Source organism: Anabaena lutea FACHB-196, from assembly GCF_014698305.1.
GTDB lineage: Bacteria > Cyanobacteriota > Cyanobacteriia > Cyanobacteriales > Nostocaceae > Anabaena > Anabaena lutea.
In genome coordinates this window covers 96,873-122,798 of record NZ_JACJST010000003.1, presented here as the reverse complement: position 1 = coordinate 122,798, position 25,926 = coordinate 96,873, and the positions used below count along the sequence as shown (strand labels likewise).

Sequence of the window (25,926 nt, the reverse complement as noted above, 5' to 3'; positions counted from 1 at the left end):
TGGTGATTGGGAAGTTGAGGAGAAGAATTAACTCCTATTCCCAATTACGAATTACGAATTACGAATTATAGATTTCCTCCATTTTCTTCGCCAGTTCCACATCTAAATTGCTGATAGCATTACCGATGTCGTGGGTAACAAGATTCACCCGGACGGTGTTATAAACATTAAACCATTCGGGGTGATGTCCCATTGTTTCAGCGTGAACACCAACGCTAACCATCCAACCTAACGCCGTTGGGAAGGAGTTAAATTTATATTCTTTGTATAATTTACCTTCTTTAATTTGCCATCCAGGTAAACTACTCAGGGCTTGTTGTAGTTCTGTTTCGCTCAGTTTGTGTACTGCCATTTTACTAATAACCTATACAGAGATTTCCCATATTTATTTTATCGAATTAAAAGCGTTTATCTGTATAACCTCTGTTCCTTCTTCCGCGCCTGAATTTTCTTAGCAGTATCTTTAGATAACGAAAACTCAAATAACGTTTATACCTTTGGGCGACTTCTTTACCTACCAATAGCACACCCAACCAAAATATAATTTCAGCTAAAACTAATAACGCTGGTACTAATAAAGCTTTTTGGGCTACGGAAATTGGCAGAAATGGCACAATTACTGCGATCGCTAACCACGGAAAAAATGAGACAATAATTAAAATCAACCCCAGCTTTTGCATAATTCCTGATTGTAACAAAATCTGAGTTTAGTGTTTTTATATGGTTACTTGGAGTGGCTTAATTTACATTGTGGATTTTTTGTTTCACGCAGAGACGCAGAGGCGCAAAGGAAAGAGCGCAAAGAATTGTTTATTTCATTTGCATAAAATCTCTGAGTAATGAAATGATAGAGCTACAATTGCGTGGTAATAGTGAACACACTATTGATATGTAATTTCTGACAACTTAGAGAAGGGGAATCGGTTACGGGAGGCGTAAGCCATTTCTGACTAATTCTTAATTCCCGTTGTCGCAATACCTTGAATAAATTGCCTTTGACCAATCAGAAATAACACCATCACAGGTACAGTAGAAATTGTCACCGCTGCCATCATCAACGGCCAATTATTGGTAAATTGTTCTTGAAATTCTGCCAAAGCCAGTTGTACAGTTCTTAACTCTGGTCTAGTGGTAAATACCAAAGGCTTAAATAAATCATTCCATTCCCCAATAAAGGTGAACAAAAACAGCGTTACTAAAGCCGGACGTGCTAAAGGTAACATAATGCGCCACAAAATTTGCAGTCGGTTCGCGCCATCAATGGCTGCTGCTTCTTCCAATTCTACGGGAATTGTCTGGAAATATTGACGTAACAGAAAAATTCCAAAGCCGTTTACCGCACTTGGTAAAATCAAAGCCCAGTATGTATTGATCATGTGTCCCCACTTCAATACCAAAAAGATGGGAATCACCAATAACTGAAAGGGAATTACCAAAGTTGCCAAGACAACTAGCAGTATTGCTTGTCTTCCCCGAAATTTCAGCCTTGCGAGGGCGTAACCTGCCAAAGCAGATGTGATAATTTGAAAAGCCGTCACTGCGATCGCTACCAAGGTAGAATTAGCAAATGCTAGTAAAAACTTCCCTCTTTCCCAAGCTTCCCGGTAATTAGCTAAAGTCCAGTTATTTTGTCCCAAAATTCCTGGAGTTGTACCTGTAGCAGCAAAGGAAGTGAGAAAGACTACAATTAAAGGTAGTAAAACGATCAATGCTCCCAGCAGTAAAACTATGAGGCTCAAAAAATTCCCGGTTTTCAGATTCCAGTTCGGTTTGGACATGAGTTATGGCTTTCAACACATTGGTTTTTGGAGTAAAAGCGCAGCATTGCAGAAATAACTTGACAATCATAAACCACGCAAAATCCTATGTTACAAGCTTTTTTATCTCTAGGTTCTTGCCTTCTGCCTTTTAGGACAAATGCATCACCTCCAGTAAAAACTAATCTAATAGCTATAATTTCTTGTTAAGTTAAATTAAACCACAGTGATAATTATCTTAAATTACTAGGGTTGATTAAATTTTCGTATCAAATGATTCAGTGTTCCGGAGTAAACATACCATGCAGCAGCTTGTTGAAAAAATTGATTTCCAAAGTGAAAAATACAAAGACGCATATAGTCGCATTAATGCAATTGTGATTGAAGGGGAACAAGAAGCCCATGATAATTACATCCAACTGGCTGAACTGCTGCCGGAAAGTAAAGAAGACCTGATTCGCTTATCGAAGATGGAAAACCGCCACAAGAAGGGATTTGAGGCTTGTGGACGCAATTTGCAAGTCACACCAGATATGCAATTTGCTCAGGAGTTTTTCTCAGGACTGCACCAAAATTTTCAAACCGCAGCAGCAGCAGGTAAAGTAGTTACTTGCTTGCTAATTCAAGCTTTAATTATCGAATGTTTTGCGATCGCTGCATACAACATCTACATCCCCGTTGCTGATGATTTTGCCCGTAAAATCACAGAAGGTGTAGTTAAAGAAGAATACAGCCATCTCAACTTTGGTGAAGTTTGGCTGCAAAAACACTTTGCAGAATCAAAAGCCGAAATAGAAACAGCCAACCGCCAAAATCTGCCCCTTGTCTGGAAAATGCTCAACCAAGTAGCAGATGATGCCCAAGTTTTGGCAATGGAAAAAGAAGCCTTAGTGGAAGATTTCATGATTCAATACGGTGAAGCATTAAGTAACATCGGCTTCACCACTCGTGATATTATGCGTCTCTCAGCTTACGGACTCATGCCTGTCTAAAATATCGCCATAGGGGTGACTAACCTGTTACCCCTGATGAAAAAATTAAGGTGTCATCGATCTTCCCAACTAAATGGCTAAAACTGGGAGTGTAATTACGAATTACGAATTACGAATTATTTGGACACTTTGTGTAGTATTTTTAAGAATTAGACATAATATACCATCCCAACTTGGCATAGATTAGTATTGTTTGCGATTTCTGGAACAGTCTTTTAATCAAAACTGTGAATCCAAAATCCAAAATCCAAAATCCAAAATCTAAAATCCAAAATTGGTATTACCCACTGATTACAAGCTTTTGACAGCACACGCCTAATATATCACTACATGTTTGGTCTAATTGGACATCTGACTAGTTTAGAACACGCTCAATCCGTAGCTCAAGAATTGGGATACCCAGAATATGCCGATCAAGGGCTAGACTTTTGGTGCAGCGCCCCGCCGCAAATTGTTGATCATATCACAGTCACCAGCATCACTGGGCAAAAAATTGAAGGACGGTATGTAGAATCTTGCTTTTTGCCGGAAATGCTGGCCAATCGTCGCATTAAAGCTGCAACACGCAAAATTCTAAATGCTATGGCTCATGCTCAGAAGCATGGCATTGATATTACGGCTTTAGGTGGATTTTCCTCAATTATTTTTGAGAACTTTAATTTAGAGCAGTTTAGCCAAGTCCGTAACGTCAAATTAGAGTTTGAACGCTTCACCACAGGCAATACCCATACAGCTTACATTATCTGTCGGCAAGTAGAAGAAGCCTCCAAACAACTAGGAATAGAACTGTCGAAAGCAACTGTGGCAGTGTGTGGTGCGACTGGGGATATTGGTAGTGCAGTTACACGCTGGCTAGATAAAAAGACAGATGTCCAAGAACTACTGCTGATAGCCCGTAACCAAGAACGTCTCCAAGAATTGCAAGCCGAACTGGGACGAGGTAAAATTATGGGTCTACAGGAAGCACTACCCCAAGCCGATATTGTAGTTTGGGTTGCCAGTATGCCCAAAGGCGTAGAAATTGACCCGACAGTGTTGAAACAACCCTGTTTGCTGATTGATGGTGGTTATCCGAAAAACTTAGGGACAAAAATTCAACATCCTGGTGTGTATGTGTTGAACGGTGGAATTGTCGAACATTCCCTAGATATTGACTGGAAAATTATGAAAATTGTCAATATGGATGTACCAGCACGCCAGTTGTTTGCTTGTTTTGCTGAATCTATGTTGCTGGAATTTGAGAAGTTATATACAAACTTTTCTTGGGGTCGTAATCAGATTACCGTAGACAAAATGGAGCAAATTGGTCAAGTATCGATTAAACACGGTTTTAGACCATTATTAGTTTAGTCATTGGTCATTGGTCATTGGGAATGAGCGACTGATATCTGTTCCCTGTTCCCTATTCCCTATTCCCTATTCCCTATCCCCTAACTATGGCAATTACTGAGCGCAAACCGCTACTGTTGGATTTTGAAAAGCCGTTAGCAGAACTAGCTACCCGGATTGACCAAATTCGGAAACTTGCAGAAGAAAATGGCGTTGATGTTTCTGGTCAAATTCGCCAACTAGAAACAAGGGCTATGCAGCTGCGGGAGGAAATTTTTAGTAGTCTTACCCCTTCTCAGAGACTACAAGTAGCTAGACATCCACGCCGTCCCAGTACTCTAGATTATATTCAGGCCATCAGTGATGAATGGATGGAGTTACATGGCGATCGCTGTGGAGGTGATGATCCAGCTTTAGTTGGTGGTGTTGGTCGTTTGGGTGGACAACCTGTAGTCATGTTAGGACATCAAAAAGGCCGGGATACCAAAGATAACGTCGCCCGGAATTTTGGTATGCCTGCTCCTGGTGGCTACCGTAAGGCATTACGATTCATGGAACACGCCAACAAGTTTGGTATGCCCATTATCACCTTTATAGACACCCCAGGAGCTTGGGCGGGTATAGAAGCCGAACATCAAGGACAGGGAGAAGCGATCGCTTACAATCTACGGCAAATGTTCTGCTTTGATGTGCCAATTCTTTGTACAGTCATAGGTGAAGGTGGTTCTGGTGGGGCTTTGGGTATTGGAGTAGGCGATCGCTTATTGATGTTTGAACACTCTGTTTACACCGTTGCTACCCCAGAAGCCTGTGCCGCTATTTTGTGGAAAGATGCCAGCAAAGCTCCTCAAGCTGCTGTGGCATTAAAAATAATCTCCCACGATTTGAAAAACTTGGGAATTATTGACCAAATATTGTCTGAACCCATTGGTGGCGCTCATTCCGACCCCCTGAGTGCAGCTACAACTCTCAAGCAAGCCTTGTTGGACAACTTAGACGAACTCAATCGTTTAACCGCCCCAGAACGCCGCCAACTCCGCTATGAGAAATTCCGCAAAATTGGTGTCTTTACCGAACTCGCTCACTAACTAAAAATCATAACCACAATCCCATAGCACTACAGCAGTGCTATAATTGCCTAGGGCTGCTTAAAGATTTTTAACAATCTGATCAGCTGTAGGCATTTGTGTGTTAAGCAAATTAATTCCATTTATGGGTTAATTTGCGTAGTATTCAGTAATCGGCCTTGAGTTGACGACCAAATTTTCCAGGCAGATGCTTGTTCTCCTGACTGGAAAAGCTAATGGTAGGAAATATACCCATAATGGCAATGCATTATAGCACTTGTCAGAAAACAATAATCGGATTTTTAGATTTATTTAACTTATGGGTGGCTGGTGGCTCACAGCACTGCCAAAAAATGGGGAGATAAAATGAGTTTTGAGCAAAAACGACGCGCTCTGATTACCGGAGCCAGCAGCGGAATAGGCAAAGCCACAGCTTTAGCCTTTGCAAAGGCGGGAATAGATGTCGCCTTGGTTAGCCGTTCTGAGAATAAATTGGTGGCCGTGGCGAAAACAGCTACAGAAATCGGTGTGGAAGCAAAAGCCTTCACTCTGGATTTAGCTTGCGTTTCCCAAGTACAAGCCAAAATCCAAGCGATCGCTCTTGAATTTGGCAACATAGATATTCTGGTAAACAATGCTGGGATAGGATACACCGCCAACTTAAGCGATACTCCCCTAGAAGACTGGCAGCAGGTGATTAACTTAAATCTCACCAGCGCCTTTCAATGCATGATGGGAATTTTGCCAGAAATGCGGCAACGGGGTACAGGCACAATTATCAATGTCGCCTCCATAGCAGCCAAACAAGCCTTTGCTGGTTGGGGAGCCTACTGTGTTAGCAAAGCTGGCTTACTAGCCCTTTCTCAAACCCTGGCTCAAGAAGAACGGGTTCACGGCATTCGTGTAACTGCTATTTGTCCAGGTTCTGTCAATACTGAAATTTGGGACACAGAAACAGTTCATGCTAACTTTGACCGTTCAAAAATGTTAACCCCAGAAATTGTGGCTCAGACAATTCTCCACACGGTCTTACTTCCACAGCAAGCAGTGATTGAAGAATTAACTCTAATGTCGAATGCTGGTGTTCTTTAACTGGTAATCGAGTCATTTTTTTTCATGACCAATTACCCTTCGGGTTCGTCAGTCACTCATGGGGGAAACCACGCCAGTTCCTTCAACGGGGAAACCCCCGCAACGGACTGGCTCCCCAAGACCCTTACGGGTTCGCCAGTTCCCTAGGTTGGAAAACCCGCCTTCAGGACTGGACTCACCGCACTGACTCACCAATTACCAAATTTACCAAATTTACCAAAATCCAATCATGACTATCGCTAGTTCCAACGGTTCCAATCGCTCCACATCTCCTTTAATTCCTGACTTGGCAGAAGCCATTGATACCAGACCTGACCGAAATACCCATGATGGGCGGCAACCAAATTTGCATCCGCCTACAGAGGAACATACGGAACACATGATGGAGGCAGTGCGGGCAATACTAGTAGGCGTAGGCGAAGATCCAGAACGAGAAGGACTGCTAAAAACACCCAAGCGCGTAGCCGAAGCCATGCAGTTTCTCACCAGTGGCTACAACCAATCTCTAGAAAAACTCGTTAATGGTGCCATCTTTGACGAAGGGCATGACGAGATGGTGCTAGTAAGAGATATTAACTTCTTTAGTTTGTGTGAACATCATATGCTGCCATTTATGGGCAGAGCGCACGTTGCTTATATCCCTAATCAAAAAGTTGTGGGATTGAGTAAACTAGCGCGAATTGTAGAGATGTATTCTCGCAGGTTGCAAGTACAAGAAAGACTAACCCGACAAATCGCTGAAGCAATTCAGACCATTCTCGAACCTAAAGGGGTTGCCGTTGTCATGGAAGCCAGCCATATGTGCATGGTGATGAGAGGTGTGCAGAAACCAGGTTCTTGGACAGTTACCAGTTCGATGGTGGGTGTATTCCAAGAAGAGCATAAAACCCGCGAAGAATTCTTCAACTTGATTCGCCACCAACCATCATTTTTCTAGGCATTGGGGAGATGGGGAGATGGGGAGCAGGGGAAGCAGGGAAGCAGGGGGAGAGTATGTATTGATCTTTCTTGTGTCACCTGTCACCTGTCACCTGTCACCTGTCACCTGTCACCTAGCCTTTGAAACAATAGAGCGACTTTGTCTAAATCTTTATCACCGGGTGAACGTTCTACACCGCTTGATAAATCAATACCATTGGGTTGTACCTGACTTAAAGCGTCCACAATATTATCTGGTGTCAGTCCTCCAGCCAAAAACCAAGGACAAGAAGGGCTGAATTCCTGTAGCATCTGCCAATCTAAGGTTTTACCTGTACCCCCTAGCTGTTGAGGATGATAGGCATCAAGTAGTAAAGTATCTACAAATTTGGTATAGTTAGCCGCTGTTTGTAGATGTTCTCGATTACGAACTCTCATCGCTTTAATTATTTCTACTTGGGGCAGAGATTGACGCAATTGATAGCAAAATTCTGGTGATTCATCTCCGTGTAACTGGACACCAGTTAAACCGGATTTCACCACTGTTTGGCTAATTTCTGTAATGTCGGTGTTGGCGAAAACACCAATTCTGTCAATTTTGCTAGGGAGTTGAGCCACTGCTGCCTGGATTTGCTCTATGGTGACGTAGCGAGGTGAGGTAGGGACGCAAATAAATCCTAGTGCTGTTGCACCAAGGGACGCTATCGCTATAGACTGCTCTGGTTGAGTAATGCCGCAAATTTTAACCCGCATTGTAAGCCTGAAAAATTAACCTGAAAAATTAAAAATAATCACAAATAATCACAAAATGAGCCTAAGCTAGGTCAAAAACTTTTGCTTTGTCCTGTGTAATTTTATAATTTTGTAGGCTTAGATTCATTTTTCATTTAGGAGAATACACCTTGATATCATCTATCTTACTAGCCGCTGCTGCATCCGTTCCCGCAACACCCGTGTGGAGTCCTACCGTAGGTATCATTATTAGTGCCAGCAGCTTAGTAGTACTTTTACTGAGTTTTGGGATTAAATATCCCAAAGTTGGACCACAGATGCCCTTACTGCCCGTTAGTATTCCCACCTTCATTGGTGCAATGGCTTTTGGCCATGTGATTGGTATTGGCATTGTTTTGGGACTGACGAATATTGGTCGTTTATAAGTTCTAGTTGATACTCTCTTCCTAAAAAGAGTAAAAATGGGGCGGTAGGTCAGAATCAAATTACCTATCGTCCCGTCTTGCTTAATGTTAGATTTTTAAACGGTAAAGTTCTAAATAGCGCTTCCTGCGGAACCCTACACCAACGGCAGAAGTCAGAAGGCAGAAGGCAGAAGGCAGAAGGCAGAAGGCAGAAGGCAGGAAGCAGGTGACAGGTGACAGGTGACAGGTAATTCTTAATTTTCTCCGCGTCCCCGCGTCCCACCATCTCCGCGTCTTCCCCTCCCCGCGTCCCACCATCTCCGCGTCTTCCCCTCCCCACCATCTCCGTGTCCCCGTGTCTCCCCATCTCCCCGCGTCACTCCATCTCCGTATCAGCCCTAAAGTAGAGTTAGACACGGTTTCTGTGGAAATTCTTGGTGCGGAATAAAATGTAAGTAAGAACTAAAAAAAGGTCAATATGCGATTACTACATACAATGTTACGAGTGGGCAACCTAGAAGAGTCCTTAAAATTTTACTGCGAACTTCTAGGAATGAAATTACTGCGCCGCAAAGATTATCCAGGTGGAGAATTTACCCTGGCTTTTGTCGGCTACGGTGAGGAAAGTGAACAAGCAGTAATTGAACTAACCTATAATTGGGGAGTAGAAAAGTACGAATTGGGGACAGCTTACGGTCATATTGCCCTTGGCGTGGATGATATTTACAGCACCTGTGAGGAGATTAAAAATCGTGGTGGTAAAGTTGTCCGGGAACCAGGACCAATGAAACACGGTTCTACAGTAATTGCTTTTGTTGAAGATCCAGATGGGTATAAAATTGAACTAATTCAACTGAGCAGCCAAAGTTCATCCGCCACACAAGAATCACCTGAACAGCTTGTCAGTAAGTAAATTTTAAGTCAAAATTTCTGGGATTTCCCCATCCTCAATCTTGATGGTGGGGAAATTATTAGCAAAGTTATTTGAGTATATAATTAAAGACTCTAACCGGAGATAATAGGAAATGTATGAATTATGAAGTATATTTTTCTGCTTGTTATAGCAATCACCAAATCCTAAATTAAAATCACAACTCTAAAATCACAACTCTAAAATTCTTAAGATGCAGCCTACAGATCCTAATAAATTTACTGATACAGCCTGGGAAGCCATTACTAAATCTCAGGATATAGTCCGTGCTTATCAACAACAGCAATTAGAAGTTGAACATTTAATTATTGCTCTTTTAGAAGAATCTACTAGTTTAGCTACCAATATTCTCGCTCGTGCTGAAGTTGATCCTGTCCGCTTACAACAACAACTAGAAGCTTATACCCAACGTCAGCCAAAAGTCGGTAAAAGTGATCAGCTTTACTTAGGGCGCAATTTAGATTTGCTACTTGACCGTGCTGAAGAAATTCGCGTCAGAATGAGAAATGAGGAAATTGCTGAAGGGCATATACTCCTGGCTTTTGCGGAAGACGATCGCATTGGTAGACGAATTCTTAAAGGCTTAAATGTAGATATAGCTAAGTTAGAAGCCGCTGTCAAAACGGTTCGTCCTACCCAAAAAGTTACTCAAAAGGTGGGAGAATCAGAATCTGCGGATGCACCTTATGAAGCTTTAAAACGATTTGGTAGAGATTTGACAGAACAGGCTAAAGCAGGAAAATTAGATCCTGTAATTGGCCGAGATGATGAAATCCGCCGGGTAATTCAGGTTTTATCTCGTCGTAGTAAAAATAACCCTGTTCTGATTGGTGAGCCGGGAGTTGGTAAAACTGCGATCGCAGAAGCTTTAGCCCAAAGAATGGTCAATGGCGACGTTCCAGAGTCTTTGAAGAATCGTCAATTGATTTCTTTAGATATCGGTAGTTTGATTGCCGGGGCAAAATACCGGGGTGAGTTTGAAGACCGTTTAAAAAATGTTCTCCGTGAAGTTATTGAATCTAATGGGCAAATAGTTCTCTTTATTGACGAACTCCACACCGTTGTCGGTACTGGTTCTAATCAACAAGGCTCAATGGATGCTGGAAACTTGCTGAAACCTATGTTGGCGAGGGGTGAGTTGCGGTGTATCGGTGCGACAACTTTAGATGAATATCGCAAATACATTGAAAAAGATGCTGCATTGGAACGCCGTTTTCAACAAGTATATGTAGACCAACCAACCGTAGAAAACACAATTTCTATTCTTAGAGGTTTAAAAGAACGTTATGAAGTGCATCATAATGTTAAAATTTCTGACTCGGCTTTGGTAGCTGCCGCAACCCTCTCAGCCCGTTATATTGCTGATCGGTTTTTACCAGATAAAGCCATTGATTTAGTTGATGAAGCCGCAGCGAAGTTAAAAATGGAGATTACCTCCAAACCTGCGGAATTGGAAACCATTGACAGGCGTTTAATGCAGCTAGAAATGGAAAAGCTGTCATTATCAGGAGAAGAGCAAGGAATTTCCCAAACTAGAGAGCGTTTAGCGCGAATTGAGGAAGAAATCAGCACTTTAACTGTAAAACAGCAAACATTTAATGAGCAATGGCAGGGTGAAAAGCAGTTATTAGAAGCAATTAGCGTTTTAAAAAAAGAAGAAGATGCGCTGCGGGTACAAATTGAACAAGCCGAACGAGATTATGATTTAAATAAAGCTGCCCAACTTAAGTATGGCAAATTGGAGGGAGTGCAGCGCGATCGCGAAGTTAAAGAAGCGAAACTGTTAGAAATTCAAAGCCAAGGTTCTACTCTGTTGCGCGAACAAGTTACCGAAGCGGATATTGCCGAAATCGTCGCCAAATGGACAGGAATCCCCGTCAATCGTCTTTTGGAATCAGAACGGCAAAAATTACTTAAATTAGAAAGTCATTTACATGAACGGGTCATCGGTCAAGAAGAAGCCGTTTGTGCCGTCTCTGCGGCAATTCGTCGCGCCCGTGCAGGGATGAAAGACCCCTCTCGACCCATTGGTTCTTTTTTGTTTATGGGACCAACTGGCGTAGGTAAAACCGAACTCGCCCGTGCATTAGCTCAGTTTCTCTTTGATTCCGAAGATGCTTTAGTGCGTTTAGATATGTCCGAGTACATGGAAAAACACTCGGTTTCCCGCCTGGTGGGTGCGCCTCCAGGATACATCGGTTATGAAGAAGGTGGACAACTTTCCGAAGCAATTCGCCGCAATCCCTATTCTGTCGTGCTTTTGGATGAAGTCGAAAAAGCCCACCCCGATGTATTTAATATTTTGTTACAAGTCTTAGATGATGGTAGAGTTACTGATTCACAAGGACGGGCAGTAGATTTCCGTAATACTGTCATAGTTATGACTAGCAATATCGGCAGTGAACATATTCTCGATGTCGCTGGTGATGATAGCAAGTATGATATGATGCGAAACCGAGTTATGGATGGTTTGCGAAGTCACTTCCGCCCGGAATTTCTCAACCGCGTTGATGACATTATTCTCTTTCATACCCTCAATCGTTCCGAAATGCGGCATATTATCCGCATACAACTCAAACGGGTGGAAAATCTGCTCAAAGAGCAAAAAATATTTTTTGAAATCTCCCAAGCCGCTTGTGACCACCTAGTAGAAGCTGGTTATGACCCAGTATATGGCGCACGTCCCCTCAAACGGTCAATTCAGCGAGAAGTAGAAAATCCCCTCGCTACTAAGTTACTGGAGAATACCTTTGTTTCGGGTGATACAATTATCATTGATATGGGTAAAAATGGTCTAACTTTTAGTAAAAAACAGCCTGTAGCTGTTCCTTCTACTATAAAGTTGTTGGGAGTATCATCGGAAGCCTAAAATACATCAAGTGTAAGTCTTTAATCAGCTTGTCGAATATGAGATATAACTGCTTGCCTTTATACTCAGTAAATAATCATGTCTCTTGACTTGACTGTTGCCATACCCACCTATAACGGTGAAAGCCGTTTACCCAAAGTTATAGAGCATTTGCAACGCCAACAGGGTATAGAAAACCTGAAATGGGAAATTTTAGTTGTTGATAATAACAGTACAGATGGAACAGCACAGTTAGTACAAAATTACCAAGCTAATTGGCCTTATGGTGTGCCATTACGATACTGTTTTGAACCTGAACAAGGATTAGCTTTTGCTAGAAATAAAGCCATTACAGAAGCCAAAGGTGAACTGGTAGGTTTTTTAGATGATGATAATTTGCCTCATCCCAATTGGGTAATTGAGGCATACAAATTTGGACAAGAACATCCAAAAGCCGGTGCCTACGCTAGTCAAATTCATGGCTTATTTGAAGTTAATCCCTCAGAAGAGATCAAACCAATCCTTTTTTATCTTGCTATTAACAAGAGAGGTGATGAACCACATTTATATGAACCAAGAAAAAAGGGATTGCCCCCTGGAGCCGGTTTAGTAGTGCGTCGTCATGTATGGAAACAGTGTGTTCCCGAAAATCTTTTTCTCGTAGGTAGAGTTGGGGATTCAATGTTAGCAGGTGAAGATTCAGAAGCTATGTTGTATATTCATCAAGGAGGATGGGAAATTTGGTATAATCCAGCGATGTTCTTAGAGCATATTATCCCTGCTTGGCGATTAGAAAAAAATTACTTAATTGCTTTGATGCGTGGTATTGGTCTAGGTAGATATTATTTACGAATATTATTACTGCCAAGCTGGCAAAGACCTTTTGCTTTTTTATTATATTTGCTGAATGATGCCAGAAAATTAATATTATATTACATTAGTCATCGGAGAATTATTGCGAATAATGTTGTTGCTAGTTGTGAATTAGAAAGACTTTTTGCTACTTTCATAAGTCCTTTTTATTTGTTGCAGGTAAGAATTAATAAATCACTGAAAAAATCCTAATGACTACTATCATATCTGTAATCATTCCAGTGTTTAATGGTGAAAAAACTATTAAAGAAACAGTTGACTCAGTTTTAAACCAAACATTTACTCAATTTGAATTAATCATCATCAATGCTGATTCAACTGATTCAACATTAGAAATTATTTCTCAAATTCAAGATTCGCGAATCAAAATATTTTCCTATCCTCAAGCCAATGTAGCTGTAAATAGAAATCGGGGTTTTCATCATTCTATTGGTGAGTTTATTACTTTTATTGATGCAGATGATCTTTGGACACCCGATAAATTAGAAGCCCAATATAACGCATTACTAGAAAATCCTAAAGCTGCTGTTGTTTACAGTTGGACTAAGTGCATAGATGAAAATGGTAAATCTTTGTCAATAACTTGGCCTCGTGTTCAATGGACAGGAGATGTTTATGAGAAATTTCTGTTATTTGATTTCATTGGTTCTGGTTCTAATGCCATGATTCGCAGAAATGCTCTAGAAGTAACGGGTTTGTTCAATGAGTCGCTCAGTAATGCACAAGATTCAGATATGTGGATACGGTTAGCAGCAAGCTATGATTTTATTGTTGTTCCACAGCCACAAATTTTATATCGGATTTCTCCTATTTCCATGTCTTCTGACTTTGTAGGGTTTGAAAAATCAGCTTTACAAATAATTACACGAGCTTATAATCACCCAAAAGCTGCATCTTTCCAGCACCTAAAGCATCACAGTATTGCTAATTTATATAAATACCTGAGCTACAAATCACTAAATGTACCTCCAGGGAAGCAAAAAACACTGCAAGTTCTCAAGGTTCTGATCAAATCTATTACAACTGACTTAAAACTGATAAAGAAACCTATTATCTATAAAGCGTTCTTGAAACTGTTGGCTATGACTTTACTTCCTCCTGAGTGGGCTAAAAGCTTATTTAATAAATTTCCCAAATTTGCTAATACTAGCACATTTTTAGGTTATGGCAAAACTCCTTAGTTTATAGTATGAAAAGTGTAATTTCTGTCATTATTCCTGTTTATAATGGGGAAAAAACTATCAGAGAAACTATTGAATCAGTCTTAAATCAAACTTTTTCTCTAATAGAAGTGTTAATTATTAACGATGGCTCAACTGATGCAACACTAGAGATTATTCAAAATATTTCTGACTCTCGCTTAAAGCTATTTTCTTATATTAATGCTGGCCCAGCAACTAGTCGGAATCGTGGTTTATCCCATGCTGTAAGTGAATTTGTGGCTTTTATTGATGCTGACGATATTTGGACATCTAATAAACTAGAATCACAGCTAAAGGCATTACAAGCAAATCCCCAAGCTGCGGTAGCTTATAGCTGGACTGATTATATTGATGCTGCTGGTAAGTTATTAAAATGTGGCCGACACACCACATTATCAGGTGATGTTTATAGCAGATTATTGCTGGAGAATTTTCTAGAAAATGGTTCAAATCCTCTAATTCGTAAGGAATGTTTTACCACCCTTGGGAATTTTAATGAAGCCCTTACTCCTGCTGAAGATTGGGATATGTGGTTACGTTTAGCGTCTCGATATGAATTTGTCGTAGTTCCCGAAGTGCAAATATTATATAGAGTATCTATGCACTCATTGTCTACGAATCTGAAAAGACAAGAAGCAGGATCTTTAGAAGTTATAGAACGTGGTTTTGCTGACCAGAAAGCAGAGTCTCTCGGACATCTCAAAAAATATGCTTTATCTAATATTTATAAATACCTAGCGTTCAAATCTCTAGAAGCACCTCCAGACAAACTAGAACGCTGGACATCTGTAGGATTTTTGTGGAATTGTGTGCGGTATAATCCTGCTGTACTGAAACAACGCAAAATTATGTTGATAGCAGTTTTAAAAATAGCTTTTCCTAGATTGTACGTAAGGATTCAGCCGTTTTGGAAAGGCAATAACTAAACCTCAAAAGAATTAAGTAGTGAAATCCGCATCAGTATTAGGGGGGAAACAAGCCTTGAAAGGGCAAGCGATCGCACTCAGGATACTATTAAAATTCAGAATAAGCGAATTTTATTAAACCAAGGTTATGTTAGAACAAGGAACCATCAGTATTCATACTGAAAATATTTTCCCCATTATCAAGAAGTCCCTTTACTCAGATCATCAAATATTCTTGCGGGAACTGGTATCTAACGCGGTAGATGCCATCCAAAAGTTAAAAATGGTTGCCCGTGCTGGGGAGTATAATGGAGACATTAGCGAAGACGAAATTAAAATTGCCATTGATAAAGACAACAAAACCCTCTCCATCACCGATAATGGTATCGGCATGACAGCAGAGGAAGTAAAAAAATATATTAACCAAGTTGCTTTCTCTAGTGCGGAAGAATTTATTCACAAGTATGAAGGTAAATCAGACCAACCGATTATCGGTCACTTTGGTTTAGGCTTTTACTCTTCCTTCATGGTGGCGCAAAAAGTAGAGATTGATACTCTCTCATATAAAGAAGGTTCTCAAGCAGTACACTGGACTTGTGATGGTTCCCCAGCATTCACCCTAGAAGAATCAACCCGCACCACTCGCGGAACTACCATTACTCTCACTCTCCAAGGAGAAGAAGAAGAATTTTTAGAAGCAGCACGAATTAAGAATCTTGTCAAGACTTACTGCGACTTCATGCCAGTGCCGATTAAACTGGATGGTGAAGTATTAAATAAACAAAAAGCAGCTTGGCGAGAGTCTCCCAGTAATCTCACAGACGAAGATTATTTAGAATTTTATCGCTATCTGTATCCATTTCAAGAAGAACCCCTACTGTGGGTGCATCTGAATACAGATTATCCCTTTATCATTAACGGGATTATGTATTTCCCGAAAATGCGTCCTGATGTCGATGTGACTAAAGGACAAATCAAGTTATTCTGCAATCAGGTTTTTGTTAGTGATAACTGTGAAGAGATTATCCCCCAATTTTTGATGCCCATGCGGGGCGTAATTGATAGCACTGATATACCTTTGAATGTATCACGGAGTGCTTTACAAGGCGATCGCACAGTTAAAAGAATTGGCGACTATATAGCAAAGAAAGTAGGCGATCGCTTAAAGGAACTATACCGCGACAACCGCGAACAATACATCAGTGCCTGGAAAGACCTGGGAACATTCGTTAAATTTGGCGTTCTCAACGACGACAAATTCAAAAAACAAGTTGAAGACATCCTCATCTTCCGCAGCACCGCCAAACTAGAAACCAAACCAGCCGAAACTCCCACCGTTGAAGTACAATCCTCAGAAGGCGATGTTTGGCAAGATGTCACTTCCACCTCATCCAACACCGGCATACCCTACACAACCCTGAAAGAGTACCTAGAACGGAACAAAGAACGCCACGAAAACCGCGTTTTCTACAGCACCGACGAAGCCACCCAAGCCACTTACATCCAACTACACAAAAACCAAGGCTTAGAAGTCCTGTTTATGGACTCCTTCATCGATACCCACTTTATTAACTTCCTCGAACGTGAATATCAGGATGTTAAATTTACGCGGGTAGATTCTGACCTCGATAATACCCTCCTGGATGACAAAGCAGGCGAAATAGTTGACCCCACAACCAACAAAACCAAGAGTGAATCAATAAAAGAATTATTTGAAAAAGCACTCAACAAACCCAAAATCAACATCCGCACCGAAGCCTTAAAATCAGATGACCCCCAAGGAACACCACCCGCAATGGTGTTGTTACCAGAAATTCTCCGTCGTCTGCGGGAAATGAACGCCATGATGCAACAGCAAAACAGCGAATTTCCTGAAGACCACATTTTACTCGTCAATACCGCTCACCCTCTAATTCAAAACCTGGCAAATCTGAGCCAAGGTAGTATCATTCAAGGTGATGGCCAGTCGCCTACAGAGCAATTGGTGAAAATGATTTGTCAACACGTCTACGACTTAGCGCTGATGTCCCAAAAGGGTTTTGACGCTGAAGGAATGAAATCCTTTGTGGAACGTTCCAACGACGTACTCACCAAACTCACAGAACAAGCCAGCAAATAAACAATCAACAATTAATTTTTCGTTCCCATACTTCTCGTTCCCATACTCTGTATGGGAATGAATTCTAGAAGGCTCCGACTTCCATGATAGCCGAGGTAGAGCCTCTGTGATAGCATTTCTCGTTCCCATACTCTGTATGGGAATGAATTCTAGAAGGCTCCGACTTCCATGATAGCCGAGGCAGAGCCTCTGCGATAGCATCCCCAGTCAGAGACTGGGAACGAGAGAAGAGTCAGAGACTGGGAAAGAGATATAAGGGAGTTGGGGGTGGGTTTTTTTAGCTCTACCTGAGAAGAAAAGCAATTTTATCCTTAAAGCTCCTAGAATAGAAAGGTTGTATTGATATCCCAGGAGATATTATGTCCCGTCGTTGTGAACTAACTGGTAAAAAAGCCAATAACGCTTGTTCCGTTTCCCACTCCAACCGTCACACCAAGCGCCTACAACACGTTAATCTGCAAAGTAAGCGTGTTTGGTGGGCAGGTGGTAATCGCTGGGTGAAAATGAAACTATCTACCAAAGCCATCAAAACCTTGGAAGTCAAAGGTTTAGAAGCAATGGCTAAAGAAGCTGGTATTAACCTCAACCATTACTAAAATTACGCCCCAACCCTTATTTCTTGGCACTTGCCAGGATTAGCAAATGTTGATTTGCACCAACAGCCTCCCCATCTAGGGAGGTTGCGGCTTTTTTGGCTAGTTTAGCTGAAATGGACAGATGCACAGACGGGGAGATTCATTCCCATACTCTATATGGAAAGTAGAAGAACAAGAAGAAGTAGAGACTTTCCATTCAACGTCTCTACATTGGTTTTTCTCAGATATCTAATTTATTTTTTCCCCTTCTGTGATATTTTTTCCTTCACAACTGGGTAATATAACCTTGCAGTCTTTACAACAACTTTATGAATTTATATTTAAGAGAACTTTAGTTTCAGTACGCTTACTTAAAGAAAGCCGCAAAAATTAAACTATTTTGTATAAACAATCGCAAAAAAATCAGTAATTTCCAGATGCGAATCAAGATTTCAACAATGTTATAACTAAAATCAGCAATCTAAGTGTGTAAATACTTGATTCATCAACTTAGTCAATAACCCAAAATACAACGTTTACATAAAAATCAGCCTAGATTTTTGTCTGTCAAATTAAGTTGTTAGACGAATTTGCAGATATGACAAAAAACTAAAAATACGTACCATATCACTTGACAGAGGGAGCAGCTATGTCTCAAAAACGTTATCCAGTCAAGGCATTCATAAGAATATCCAAAAAAGTCAGCCGGAAGTTTTTACAAACAACTAAAAAGCAACTTATTTGGCTACTGAGAACTGTTTTTGGCGTTAATAGAAAAACAGAATCCGCCAATGCGGGTTTTGTGTTGCCAACAGTAGTAATGGTATCCATAGTAGTTGTTCTTCTGACCATTGCAATCATGTTTCGGTCTTTTGACCGAGCTAAAAACGCCAGCAACGTTCGTGTCAATCAAGCCGTTCTTACAGCCTCAACACCTGCACTTGATAGAGCTAGAGCTAAATTAAAGAAGTTATTTGATGATAAGCGACTACCACGATCTACTCCCAATGATAAGGCTTTAGATGGTGTTTTAGCAGACTCAAACACAATAAAAGAATACACATTTGGTGATGAAACCCCTCTGACACTAACTCATCCAGCATCAGCAGACCCATTAAAAACAGCATGGCGATTCCCGGTTGATACTGACAGTAACGGTAAATTTGATAGCTACACTTTATATGGGATTTACTATAAAAATCCTGAGTTGAATAATAATAAAACTCAATATAAAACCCAAAGAAATCCTTTACAGGCTAGGGCTACACCTATGAGTTTTGCAACTATAGGTGAATCATGTGCCAATGCCGGCGATACTAGTGCGAGTTTAGTCGGTGTCAATGGTTGGTTCCAAAGTACTAAGTCATTAAGACTAGTCAAAGCATTCTTTGTCTACACTGCAACGGTTCCCATCACCTCAGACACTACCATACCTGATACAACCAACTATGAAGTTAACAAAGGGAATAGAAGTTTCTCAGCCCTAGAGTATGAACAAGACAAAGTTCAGCAATCTCTAATTAACAATGCCGTAGTTTATGAAGATGACCTGGAATTAAATCCTGGTACTGACTTCAGACTCAACGGTAGAATTTTTACCAATGCCAATTTCTTGACCGGTTCAGATTCAGCAAATATCAGACTCTATCAAGTTAGCAGTCCTGCTTCCTGTTTTTACGATGATGACAACGCCAAAGTCACAGTTGGTGGAAATATAGCTGCTGGTGGATTCATAACAGGGTCTGCTAGCAAACCGACTCTATTTGATTTATTTCCTGGAAAAGGTGCTACTCCTTCCTCAGAATCACTCCAAGATAACGAATCCGTAACAGGCACGACTGCACCTAATATAGCTTACAATAGTCTAGCTTATGCACAACGTATTAATCGCTTAGTTAAAGCTCAGACAGATCTTAATCCCATTGCTGGCAATGCTAATTATACGACTTATCAGAATACTAGTAATGACCCACCAGAAGTACAAGAAGCTATTGGAATTTATAACCCCACACCGGCTGAAATACCAACATTACGTGACGAACAGTTAGAGATTTACTTTAAAAAACGGACTCGGCGTGTACCCTTCAACGAAGTCCCTGTTGGTAGTACATCTGCTGTTGCTTTAGGTGCTTATGCTACAAATAGCCCATTGCTAGGTAGTGGTGAGTCACTACGTCCCGCAGATGCTTGGGTCTTTCCCACAAACCCCAGTGATGGTATAACCGAAACTGGCTTTGCCACACTGAAACTAAATACTAGTGGTAGCAAACTTAAACCTAAAGCAACAGAACCATCACTCCAGAGCGTGGAGGCAAAAGAATCTTTCTTAGGTGACAGAGTTCTAGTTGGTAATAACTTACCTCAATTGTGGTGGAAGACTTCAGACCCAAAAAATCCCAACTTTAAGGCTCAGTTTGTAGGACCCAATCCCCCAGATATTCAAAATCTCAGTGGTATTGAGTGGGACAACTTCGATGCCGAACAGCCTGAAACCAAAGGTCGCTATCGTCTATCTCGTGTACAGACATTAGCTGATGTTGGGTCTACCGACAGAGATAGAGGTTGGGAACTAGACGCTGCCAGAATACCAGAAAACCCCCAAGATCCCGTAGGTGGATTGCGAGTGGTTACAGGTGCAGGGATTTATTTACGTCAAGGTGATAACGCTGCAACTAATGATTTCACTACGGCTTCCACGGAAATCTGGTCGGATATGATGCCTGTGTTTGATGGAACACAATCTTCACAAACCTCTTCTCCCTATTGGATGTATGATCCATACATTCAATTTACAAAGGATATTCCTAGTGCAGCAACACCATACTTAAGGATGCGGGCGACGGCGGTTTATCACTACAACCCCAACGATTATAACCAAGAGTATCCAAAGCCAATAGCCTGTGTCAGTAGCTTTTATGACCCAACCAACAGCCTCACAGCTAGGAATAGAACCGGATTACCTTCCTGGACTCCTCCTACTGGTTTTGGTGCTGGTATAAGTAATGTCAATGGTAAATCCAATAACGGCATAGTTTATGGACCACCTACTAAGTCTGCCAGTAATTATTTGCAATTGTTAACCTACCAATCGAACTTAAAATATAAAAATGGACGTTCAATAGATGATGGACTTCTAAAAAGGGCGTTAGGAAAAACAGCCACCGATCGCAGTCTTTCAGAACAATCTACAATTGATGCTGCCATATGCGCCCTCCAAATTTTAGATGGTAGTATCACACCTAACGATGCCGTTATTCCTCACGGTGCCATATTTGAAGCTTCTTTTTTGGATGCAAGGCAGATAAAAGCAATTCATGCAGACAATCCCACAACAACAGCTTTAGAAACCTTCACTAATATTGATGGTGGAGCAAATCCAGGAACAGCATACGATCTTCCTCTACGAGATCGGCAACCTCTAGAAATTCGTGCCACTGTCCTAGACATGAATTTACTCCGCACAAAATCAATTGCTGGAAAGTCGGCAGCAACAGAATATTTACTTCCCAATAGTGGCATTATCTACGCTACCCGCGATGATGCCCTACCAGATTTAACCGCCCCTACAACCCTAAAACCAACAGCGAGAAAGCTAGAAAGTACAGTAGACTATAAGCTTGATCCAACTCGTCGCCCTAATGCAATTATACTTACCAAAGGGGAAAAACTCTGGCGCGAACTAGAGTATAGAGACGCAGAAAAAGGTTTGATTTTAGCAAGTAATTTGCCTGTGTATGTTAAGGGCGACTTTAATAAACATACCAAAGAAGAATTCGACACACCACTAGATAATAATTGGACTAATTTCTATAGCCGTAGTGATCTCTCTGACGATTTTGCCTGCCGTAAAGATGATCCAAGGTTGCCCAAATGTGAAAATGGTGATGAATGGCGTTCTGCGGCTGTGGTTGCTGATGCTGTGACTTTACTCTCTAATAACTTTAGATTAGGCTTCCGCAATGAGGGAGAGTATGACTGGAACAATAACTTGGGGGATGATACTTCAATTAGCAACCGGACTTTTAATGGTAACACTAACTTCCAGTTAAATACTTATGTTCCGGTAATACCAGCAACACAATATGCTCTACCAACATCTGTAGAATTCGCCAAGAAATATGGCACGACTACTTATCCCATAGACCTTGACTCCGCCGCTGGTTTTCAGGGTAGTTCTTACTTGAATAATTTTGTCACCCCTGTTGCCAGACAAAGACAAGCCAGAGATTTTGTCTATGAAATTTGCCCAAAAACAGATATTGCTCAATGTGTAAACCCCCAAGATTGGGTAATTACTAATGTTGCATATAACGGATATCAAGGAACTGGTCAACAGGGACAAACTAATTGGAGAAATGATGGACAGGACATTGTCGGTCAACCAATGAATTCAATGAAAACTGGCTCCATGGATACAGCACCCGATGGTGGTTGGGCAAATGCAAGTTTTCCCAGAAGAATAGCTTATAAACGGGATATCGTTACTGGTGATATAGTTAATCCTCGTAGGATTTACGGGGTAGATGCTTCAGGTAACATACAGGAATATGAAGAAGCCTGTTTTACTCAAGGAACTTGTAGTAACCCACCAGCACTAACAAATCCTGCTGTCTATATACCTTGGTTACGGTACGATAGTGGCGGCAAATGGTTACCAGTTTTTCAGATCAATAACCCCTTCGGTACTCCCACCAACCCAACCCCAGGTGATAACAGAATTAATAATGCTAAGAACAGTAATTGGTTACAAGCTGCTACCGAAACTACTTTCAACCTAATTGTGGCCTCTGGTGATACCCCTGCTCGTTCTACAGAAGATAATGGCGGTTTACACAACTATGTCCGCTTCTTAGAACACTGGTCTGCCACAAATAATACTCCAGTAACAGCAAAAATTAATGGTATTTTCATGCAGTTGCAGAAAAGTGCCTATGCTACAGCACCATTCGCTACTAGTTTAACCAATAATAATGCGACCTCTGGTCTTGTATACAACACTAGCAACGGACCTCTCAACGGAACCGTGGGCAGGCTTCCTTTCTATCAGCCACCGACAAGACTTTGGGGTTATGATGTGGGACTCCTTTCCCAGTCACCAGACTTGTTTGCCCAAAAATTAGTCCAACCCGTAGGTGATTTACCCAATGAATACTTCCGAGAAGTTGGCAGAGATGATGCTTGGGTAGAAACTTTGTTATGTGCTAAAGAAGATGCTACTGGTAACAAAGCAATTGATGACGATCAACGTCCTACTAATTGCCCATAATCACAGGATCAAATATCTCAGATATGAGACATAACCCCCAGCCCCTTTCCTACCTCTCCCTAACCCTCTCACCTCTCCCTACCCCTCTCCTGAAAGGAGAGGGAACATATGGACTGCCTCCTTTCAGGGGGGAACTTGGGGGGTGGAGATGGAATTTGAAAAAACGAGTTTTAGCACCAAATGGGGAAATTAGAAGCCTCTCTCCCTGTGGGGGAGAGGTTGGAAGAGGGGTTCTTCAGTTAACTAAAATGCCAATTAGCTGTACACAAAATTATGATTCAGCTTAAACAATTCAAAATTGAACACAGTTTCAGTCGGGGTCTAAATCAGAGTCTGAAGCACAACAATAGCAAAGATGACGGCTTCACTATCATTGAGTCATTAGTTGGTATTCTTGTTGCTTCTCTCTTAGTAGCAGCCATAGCACCCATGCTGCTTTTGTCTACCGCAACACGCCTTCAATCTCGCCGCGTTGAACAGGGGTCACAAGCCGCAAAATCATTTATTGATGGGGTCAGATCTGGAAGAGTACCAGTACAATCCAGCGATCCTACTCCTGTACAATATATACCAACAAGCGGTACTCCACTTGAAAAGCATACGGCAACCACAAAAAGAACTTTGGCACAGAACCCTAGTGATTATTTAATCACTAGTACGAATATGAACCCTCCTATCTCCCCAACAGGTCTATATTGCTTTCAGACGGATGGTGTTATTCTTCCTCCTAATTGTTCAAACGACCCAAATCAGAGAAATCAATTTTACATTCAAGCCAGTCGAATTGTTGTTAAAGATTCAGAAGCAAACGATGGCTACCGTCTAGCCGTTAGGGTGTATCGAAAAGATGTTGATTTCAGTCAAACTGTCGTAGCCAGTACCACTACTACCAAAAAAACACAAACAATTGTCACTAATGGATTAGGTAATAAACAAGCCCCAATCATAGAATTGACTGCGGATGTCATTAAAAGCAACACAACATTTCTGGCTTTATGTAATCGGTTGGGTACAGTAGCCGATAAAAATTGTCAAAATTAGATGGGAAATTTATCAGCACAGCATCTATTAAAAAGAGGTAAAACCTATGTTGAAAACAATCACATTCTTACTTAGAGGATTTATTAAGTCTCCCAGGGTGAATAATCAAGTTGATGGTTTTACCCTGATTGAATTGTTGATAGCTTTGACCATGGCATTTTTAATCCTGACACCATTACTAGGATTGGTGGTCAATATTGCTAATACAGATCAAAAAGAACAAGCTAAGGCAACTTCTGAACAAGAAATCCAAACAGCAATGGATTTCATTACCCGCGATTTACAACAAGCTGTCTACATCTATGATACCCGAGGGGTTGAGAAGACCAACAGTCCCACTAACCCTCTCGAAAGTGGTATTAATGATTCTTTACCTAAAGTTACCAATGGATTACCTGTACTAGTTTTTTGGAAGCGGGAAATAGTTCCAAAGGCGGTTCCTAATGACAGTTTAAAGAACGATGATGCTTTCAGATATTCCCTAGTAGCTTATTATTTGATTAATAATTCTAATAATGGTGCTAATAAGACTGGTGAGACGTGGTCTAGAACTGCGCGTATTGCTAGATGGGAAATTAAGGATGGTGTGCGAAGCATAAATAGCAGTGCTGGTATAGACAATTGTCTTACTAAATACGATACAACTACTAAGTTTGTCAGTTCTGAATACTGTCCTGATGCGGGTTTCGTACCATTTAATCTTGATTTAACAACTGGCAGCATAACTCAAAAGATGAAACTTTGGAAAGCAAATCCAGACAATTATAAAGCTCAACTCCAAGTGCTGGTTGACTATATCGATCAAACCATCCCTGTGGCAAATCCAACTGGAAATATTCCTAATTTGACACGACAATGCCTACCTGATGCTAATGGTGGTAAACAACCAACAGTGATACCCAGTAACACAACGTCACCCAGTAGTTTTTATACCTGTGTCAACAACTATTTAGATCCTATTAATACAGGAAGAGTGATTAGCACAGCACAGGTCTTTATCCGAGCCAATGCCTTAGCTAGAGTCCAAAGCAACAACATAACTTACTCTGATAAAAACCAGGCAACTTATTTTCCTTCAGTCAACGCCATCGTACAAGCACGTGGTTTTTTATACACTAATTAAACAATTCAAAATTCAATTACAGCATATTTAAATACTGTTCATTATCTAAGGATTTAGTATGAATTTACTACAATTACATACCAGGAATATCAAGAATAAACACCGTTGTTCAGCACGTGACTCATATGAGGAAAATGCTGGTTTTACCATGATAGAACTCTTAGTATCGCTGCTAATGGTAGGCATTTTAGCAGCAATCATGGCTCCTAGTTGGTCGGGATTTGTGCAGAGACAGCGGTTAAATAAAGCTTTGGATGGTGTACTTTCTGCTATGCAACAAGCACAGACAGAAGCTAAAAATAAGAAACTTACCTATAGCGCGAGTTTTAAAGTCATAGACAACATCCCTAAATATGTTGTTTATCAGGGTACTACCGCACCTTCAGATGATAGTTGGAAGCGTTTAGCTACTGACCTTGAAGCAAAACAAGTCTTATTGTATACGAATCTTACGTCTCTTACGTCTACCCCTGATTATTATAATACAACAGTTACTGGTAAGAGCATATCTACAATACCTGCTTCTGGAACCATCACTTTTGACTACATGGGTGCTTTAGCAAGCAAGGCTAGTGGCAGTAATGCTGATACAGATTTAATAGTTATGGTAGCTATACCTAATGCAGGAACTAACACTGCCAGCGGGTCAAAACGCTGTGTCATCGTCAGAACACTGATTGGAGGTATGCAAACAGCTACAGGCTCAAATTGTCAGCCAACTACTTAGTAACAATAAACCTAGAAAAGATTAG

The 25,926-nt window shown here is 41.0% G+C and carries 22 protein-coding genes; 17 read left to right on the top strand and 5 right to left on the bottom strand.

Translation table 11 applies throughout. The features are described from left to right. Positions 1 to 58: 58 nt before the first annotated feature. From H6G59_RS05005 to H6G59_RS04995, 3 genes are all read right to left on the bottom strand, one after another. Positions 59 to 352 (bottom strand): 4a-hydroxytetrahydrobiopterin dehydratase, encoded by a 294-nt coding sequence (locus H6G59_RS05005; protein WP_190712040.1) that lies wholly within the window; start codon positions 350 to 352, stop codon positions 59 to 61. Positions 353 to 398: 46 nt separating this feature from the next. Next, positions 399 to 680 carry a transporter suffix domain-containing protein gene (locus H6G59_RS05000; protein WP_190712038.1) on the bottom strand — a complete coding sequence of 94 codons (282 nt, stop codon included), beginning with the start codon at positions 678 to 680 and terminating at the stop codon, positions 399 to 401. A 270-nt stretch (positions 681 to 950) separates the two neighbouring features. Then, positions 951 to 1,778, bottom strand: a complete 828-nt coding sequence (locus tag H6G59_RS04995) for a carbohydrate ABC transporter permease (protein WP_190712036.1) — start codon at positions 1,776 to 1,778, stop codon at positions 951 to 953. 281 nt (positions 1,779 to 2,059) lie between these two features. On the opposite strand from H6G59_RS04995, the gene H6G59_RS04990 reads away from it, so the two are divergent. The 5 genes from H6G59_RS04990 (at position 2,060) to folE (ending at position 7,174) form a co-directional block, all read left to right on the top strand. After that, positions 2,060 to 2,749, top strand: a complete 690-nt coding sequence (locus H6G59_RS04990) for an aldehyde oxygenase (deformylating) (RefSeq protein ID WP_190712035.1) — start codon at positions 2,060 to 2,062, stop codon at positions 2,747 to 2,749. A gap of 330 nt (positions 2,750 to 3,079) precedes the next feature. Next, positions 3,080 to 4,099, top strand: a complete 1,020-nt coding sequence (locus tag H6G59_RS04985; protein ID WP_016952716.1) for a long-chain acyl-[acyl-carrier-protein] reductase — start codon at positions 3,080 to 3,082, stop codon at positions 4,097 to 4,099. Positions 4,100 to 4,185: 86 nt separating this feature from the next. After that, positions 4,186 to 5,166, top strand: coding sequence for an acetyl-CoA carboxylase carboxyltransferase subunit alpha (locus H6G59_RS04980; protein ID WP_190712034.1), 981 nt, complete (start codon positions 4,186 to 4,188; stop codon positions 5,164 to 5,166). Between the two features lie 345 nt (positions 5,167 to 5,511). Then, entirely contained in the window at positions 5,512 to 6,237 is a 726-nt protein-coding gene (locus tag H6G59_RS04975) for an SDR family oxidoreductase (protein ID WP_190712033.1), read from the top strand. Positions 6,238 to 6,466: 229 nt separating this feature from the next. Continuing rightward, positions 6,467 to 7,174: a GTP cyclohydrolase I FolE gene (gene folE, locus H6G59_RS04970; protein WP_190712032.1), complete on the top strand. Its 708-nt coding sequence runs from the start codon at positions 6,467 to 6,469 to the stop codon at positions 7,172 to 7,174. Between the two features lie 104 nt (positions 7,175 to 7,278). Here the strand turns inward: folE and H6G59_RS04965 are convergent, their stop codons facing one another. Beyond that, a complete protein-coding gene (locus H6G59_RS04965; RefSeq protein WP_190712031.1) occupies positions 7,279 to 7,908 on the bottom strand; it encodes a phosphoribosylanthranilate isomerase in 630 nt (209 codons plus the stop codon). A 149-nt stretch (positions 7,909 to 8,057) separates the two neighbouring features. Here H6G59_RS04965 and psaK point away from each other — a divergent pair, with 149 nt between their 5' ends. Continuing rightward, positions 8,058 to 8,312, top strand: coding sequence for a photosystem I reaction center subunit PsaK (gene psaK / locus H6G59_RS04960; protein ID WP_190712030.1), 255 nt, complete (start codon positions 8,058 to 8,060; stop codon positions 8,310 to 8,312). 87 nt (positions 8,313 to 8,399) lie between these two features. Here psaK and H6G59_RS04955 read toward each other — a convergent pair whose 3' ends face one another. After that, positions 8,400 to 8,708, bottom strand: a complete 309-nt coding sequence (locus tag H6G59_RS04955; protein ID WP_190712029.1) for a hypothetical protein — start codon at positions 8,706 to 8,708, stop codon at positions 8,400 to 8,402. Between the two features lie 61 nt (positions 8,709 to 8,769). Here H6G59_RS04955 and gloA point away from each other — a divergent pair, with 61 nt between their 5' ends. The 11 genes from gloA to H6G59_RS04900 all read left to right on the top strand — a co-directional run bounded on the left by gloA (position 8,770) and on the right by H6G59_RS04900 (position 25,901). Beyond that, complete coding sequence (gloA, locus tag H6G59_RS04950; RefSeq protein ID WP_190712028.1) at positions 8,770 to 9,204, top strand: lactoylglutathione lyase; 435 nt, start codon at positions 8,770 to 8,772, stop codon at positions 9,202 to 9,204. A gap of 211 nt (positions 9,205 to 9,415) precedes the next feature. Continuing rightward, on the top strand, positions 9,416 to 12,091 hold the full coding sequence (gene clpB / locus H6G59_RS04945) for an ATP-dependent chaperone ClpB (protein WP_190712027.1): 2,676 nt from the start codon (positions 9,416 to 9,418) through the stop codon (positions 12,089 to 12,091). Positions 12,092 to 12,169: 78 nt separating this feature from the next. Beyond that, entirely contained in the window at positions 12,170 to 13,135 is a 966-nt protein-coding gene (gene hpsE / locus H6G59_RS04940) for a hormogonium polysaccharide biosynthesis glycosyltransferase HpsE (RefSeq protein ID WP_190712026.1), read from the top strand. Beyond that, positions 13,135 to 14,124, top strand: coding sequence for a glycosyltransferase (locus tag H6G59_RS04935; RefSeq protein WP_190712025.1), 990 nt, complete (start codon positions 13,135 to 13,137; stop codon positions 14,122 to 14,124). The genes hpsE and H6G59_RS04935 overlap by 1 nt, the downstream gene beginning before the upstream one ends. An 8-nt stretch (positions 14,125 to 14,132) precedes the next feature. Beyond that, a complete protein-coding gene (locus tag H6G59_RS04930) occupies positions 14,133 to 15,071 on the top strand; it encodes a glycosyltransferase (protein ID WP_190712024.1) in 939 nt (312 codons plus the stop codon). A gap of 127 nt (positions 15,072 to 15,198) precedes the next feature. Next, positions 15,199 to 17,169 (top strand): molecular chaperone HtpG, encoded by a 1,971-nt coding sequence (gene htpG, locus H6G59_RS04925; RefSeq protein ID WP_190712023.1) that lies wholly within the window; start codon positions 15,199 to 15,201, stop codon positions 17,167 to 17,169. 359 nt (positions 17,170 to 17,528) lie between these two features. Continuing rightward, a complete protein-coding gene (gene rpmB / locus H6G59_RS04920) occupies positions 17,529 to 17,765 on the top strand; it encodes a 50S ribosomal protein L28 (protein WP_016952702.1) in 237 nt (78 codons plus the stop codon). Positions 17,766 to 18,393: 628 nt separating this feature from the next. Then, on the top strand, positions 18,394 to 23,010 hold the full coding sequence (hpsA, locus tag H6G59_RS04915) for a hormogonium polysaccharide biosynthesis protein HpsA (protein ID WP_190712022.1): 4,617 nt from the start codon (positions 18,394 to 18,396) through the stop codon (positions 23,008 to 23,010). A 273-nt stretch (positions 23,011 to 23,283) separates the two neighbouring features. Continuing rightward, a complete protein-coding gene (hpsB, locus tag H6G59_RS04910; protein ID WP_206755627.1) occupies positions 23,284 to 24,051 on the top strand; it encodes a hormogonium polysaccharide secretion pseudopilin HpsB in 768 nt (255 codons plus the stop codon). Positions 24,052 to 24,097: 46 nt separating this feature from the next. Continuing rightward, the gene (gene hpsC, locus H6G59_RS04905) at positions 24,098 to 25,174 is read left to right on the top strand and encodes a hormogonium polysaccharide secretion pseudopilin HpsC (protein ID WP_190712021.1); all 1,077 of its coding nucleotides are present in this window, start codon (positions 24,098 to 24,100) and stop codon (positions 25,172 to 25,174) included. A 58-nt stretch (positions 25,175 to 25,232) separates the two neighbouring features. Continuing rightward, the gene (locus H6G59_RS04900; RefSeq protein WP_190712020.1) at positions 25,233 to 25,901 is read left to right on the top strand and encodes a pilus assembly FimT family protein; all 669 of its coding nucleotides are present in this window, start codon (positions 25,233 to 25,235) and stop codon (positions 25,899 to 25,901) included. The last annotated feature ends 25 nt before the right edge of the window (positions 25,902 to 25,926 follow it).

What these genes read in the sequence shown, in the direction of transcription:
- gloA (WP_190712028.1), top strand. Translation starts at nt 8,770, where the DNA reads ATGCGATTACTACATACAATGTTACGAGTGGGCAACCTAGAAGAGTCC.
- hpsE (WP_190712026.1), top strand. Translation starts at nt 12,170, where the DNA reads ATGTCTCTTGACTTGACTGTTGCCATACCCACCTATAACGGTGAAAGC.
- htpG (WP_190712023.1), top strand. Translation starts at nt 15,199, where the DNA reads ATGTTAGAACAAGGAACCATCAGTATTCATACTGAAAATATTTTCCCC.
- folE (WP_190712032.1), top strand. Translation starts at nt 6,467, where the DNA reads ATGACTATCGCTAGTTCCAACGGTTCCAATCGCTCCACATCTCCTTTA.
- H6G59_RS04935 (WP_190712025.1), top strand. Translation starts at nt 13,135, where the DNA reads ATGACTACTATCATATCTGTAATCATTCCAGTGTTTAATGGTGAAAAA.
- H6G59_RS04985 (WP_016952716.1), top strand. Translation starts at nt 3,080, where the DNA reads ATGTTTGGTCTAATTGGACATCTGACTAGTTTAGAACACGCTCAATCC.
- H6G59_RS05005 (WP_190712040.1), bottom strand. Translation starts at nt 352, where the DNA reads ATGGCAGTACACAAACTGAGCGAAACAGAACTACAACAAGCCCTGAGT.
- H6G59_RS04965 (WP_190712031.1), bottom strand. Translation starts at nt 7,908, where the DNA reads ATGCGGGTTAAAATTTGCGGCATTACTCAACCAGAGCAGTCTATAGCG.
- H6G59_RS04975 (WP_190712033.1), top strand. Translation starts at nt 5,512, where the DNA reads ATGAGTTTTGAGCAAAAACGACGCGCTCTGATTACCGGAGCCAGCAGC.
- clpB (WP_190712027.1), top strand. Translation starts at nt 9,416, where the DNA reads ATGCAGCCTACAGATCCTAATAAATTTACTGATACAGCCTGGGAAGCC.
- hpsC (WP_190712021.1), top strand. Translation starts at nt 24,098, where the DNA reads ATGTTGAAAACAATCACATTCTTACTTAGAGGATTTATTAAGTCTCCC.
- H6G59_RS04990 (WP_190712035.1), top strand. Translation starts at nt 2,060, where the DNA reads ATGCAGCAGCTTGTTGAAAAAATTGATTTCCAAAGTGAAAAATACAAA.
- hpsB (WP_206755627.1), top strand. Translation starts at nt 23,284, where the DNA reads ATGATTCAGCTTAAACAATTCAAAATTGAACACAGTTTCAGTCGGGGT.
- H6G59_RS05000 (WP_190712038.1), bottom strand. Translation starts at nt 680, where the DNA reads ATGCAAAAGCTGGGGTTGATTTTAATTATTGTCTCATTTTTTCCGTGG.
- H6G59_RS04900 (WP_190712020.1), top strand. Translation starts at nt 25,233, where the DNA reads ATGAATTTACTACAATTACATACCAGGAATATCAAGAATAAACACCGT.
- H6G59_RS04980 (WP_190712034.1), top strand. Translation starts at nt 4,186, where the DNA reads ATGGCAATTACTGAGCGCAAACCGCTACTGTTGGATTTTGAAAAGCCG.
- H6G59_RS04995 (WP_190712036.1), bottom strand. Translation starts at nt 1,778, where the DNA reads ATGTCCAAACCGAACTGGAATCTGAAAACCGGGAATTTTTTGAGCCTC.
- hpsA (WP_190712022.1), top strand. Translation starts at nt 18,394, where the DNA reads ATGTCTCAAAAACGTTATCCAGTCAAGGCATTCATAAGAATATCCAAA.
- rpmB (WP_016952702.1), top strand. Translation starts at nt 17,529, where the DNA reads ATGTCCCGTCGTTGTGAACTAACTGGTAAAAAAGCCAATAACGCTTGT.
- H6G59_RS04930 (WP_190712024.1), top strand. Translation starts at nt 14,133, where the DNA reads ATGAAAAGTGTAATTTCTGTCATTATTCCTGTTTATAATGGGGAAAAA.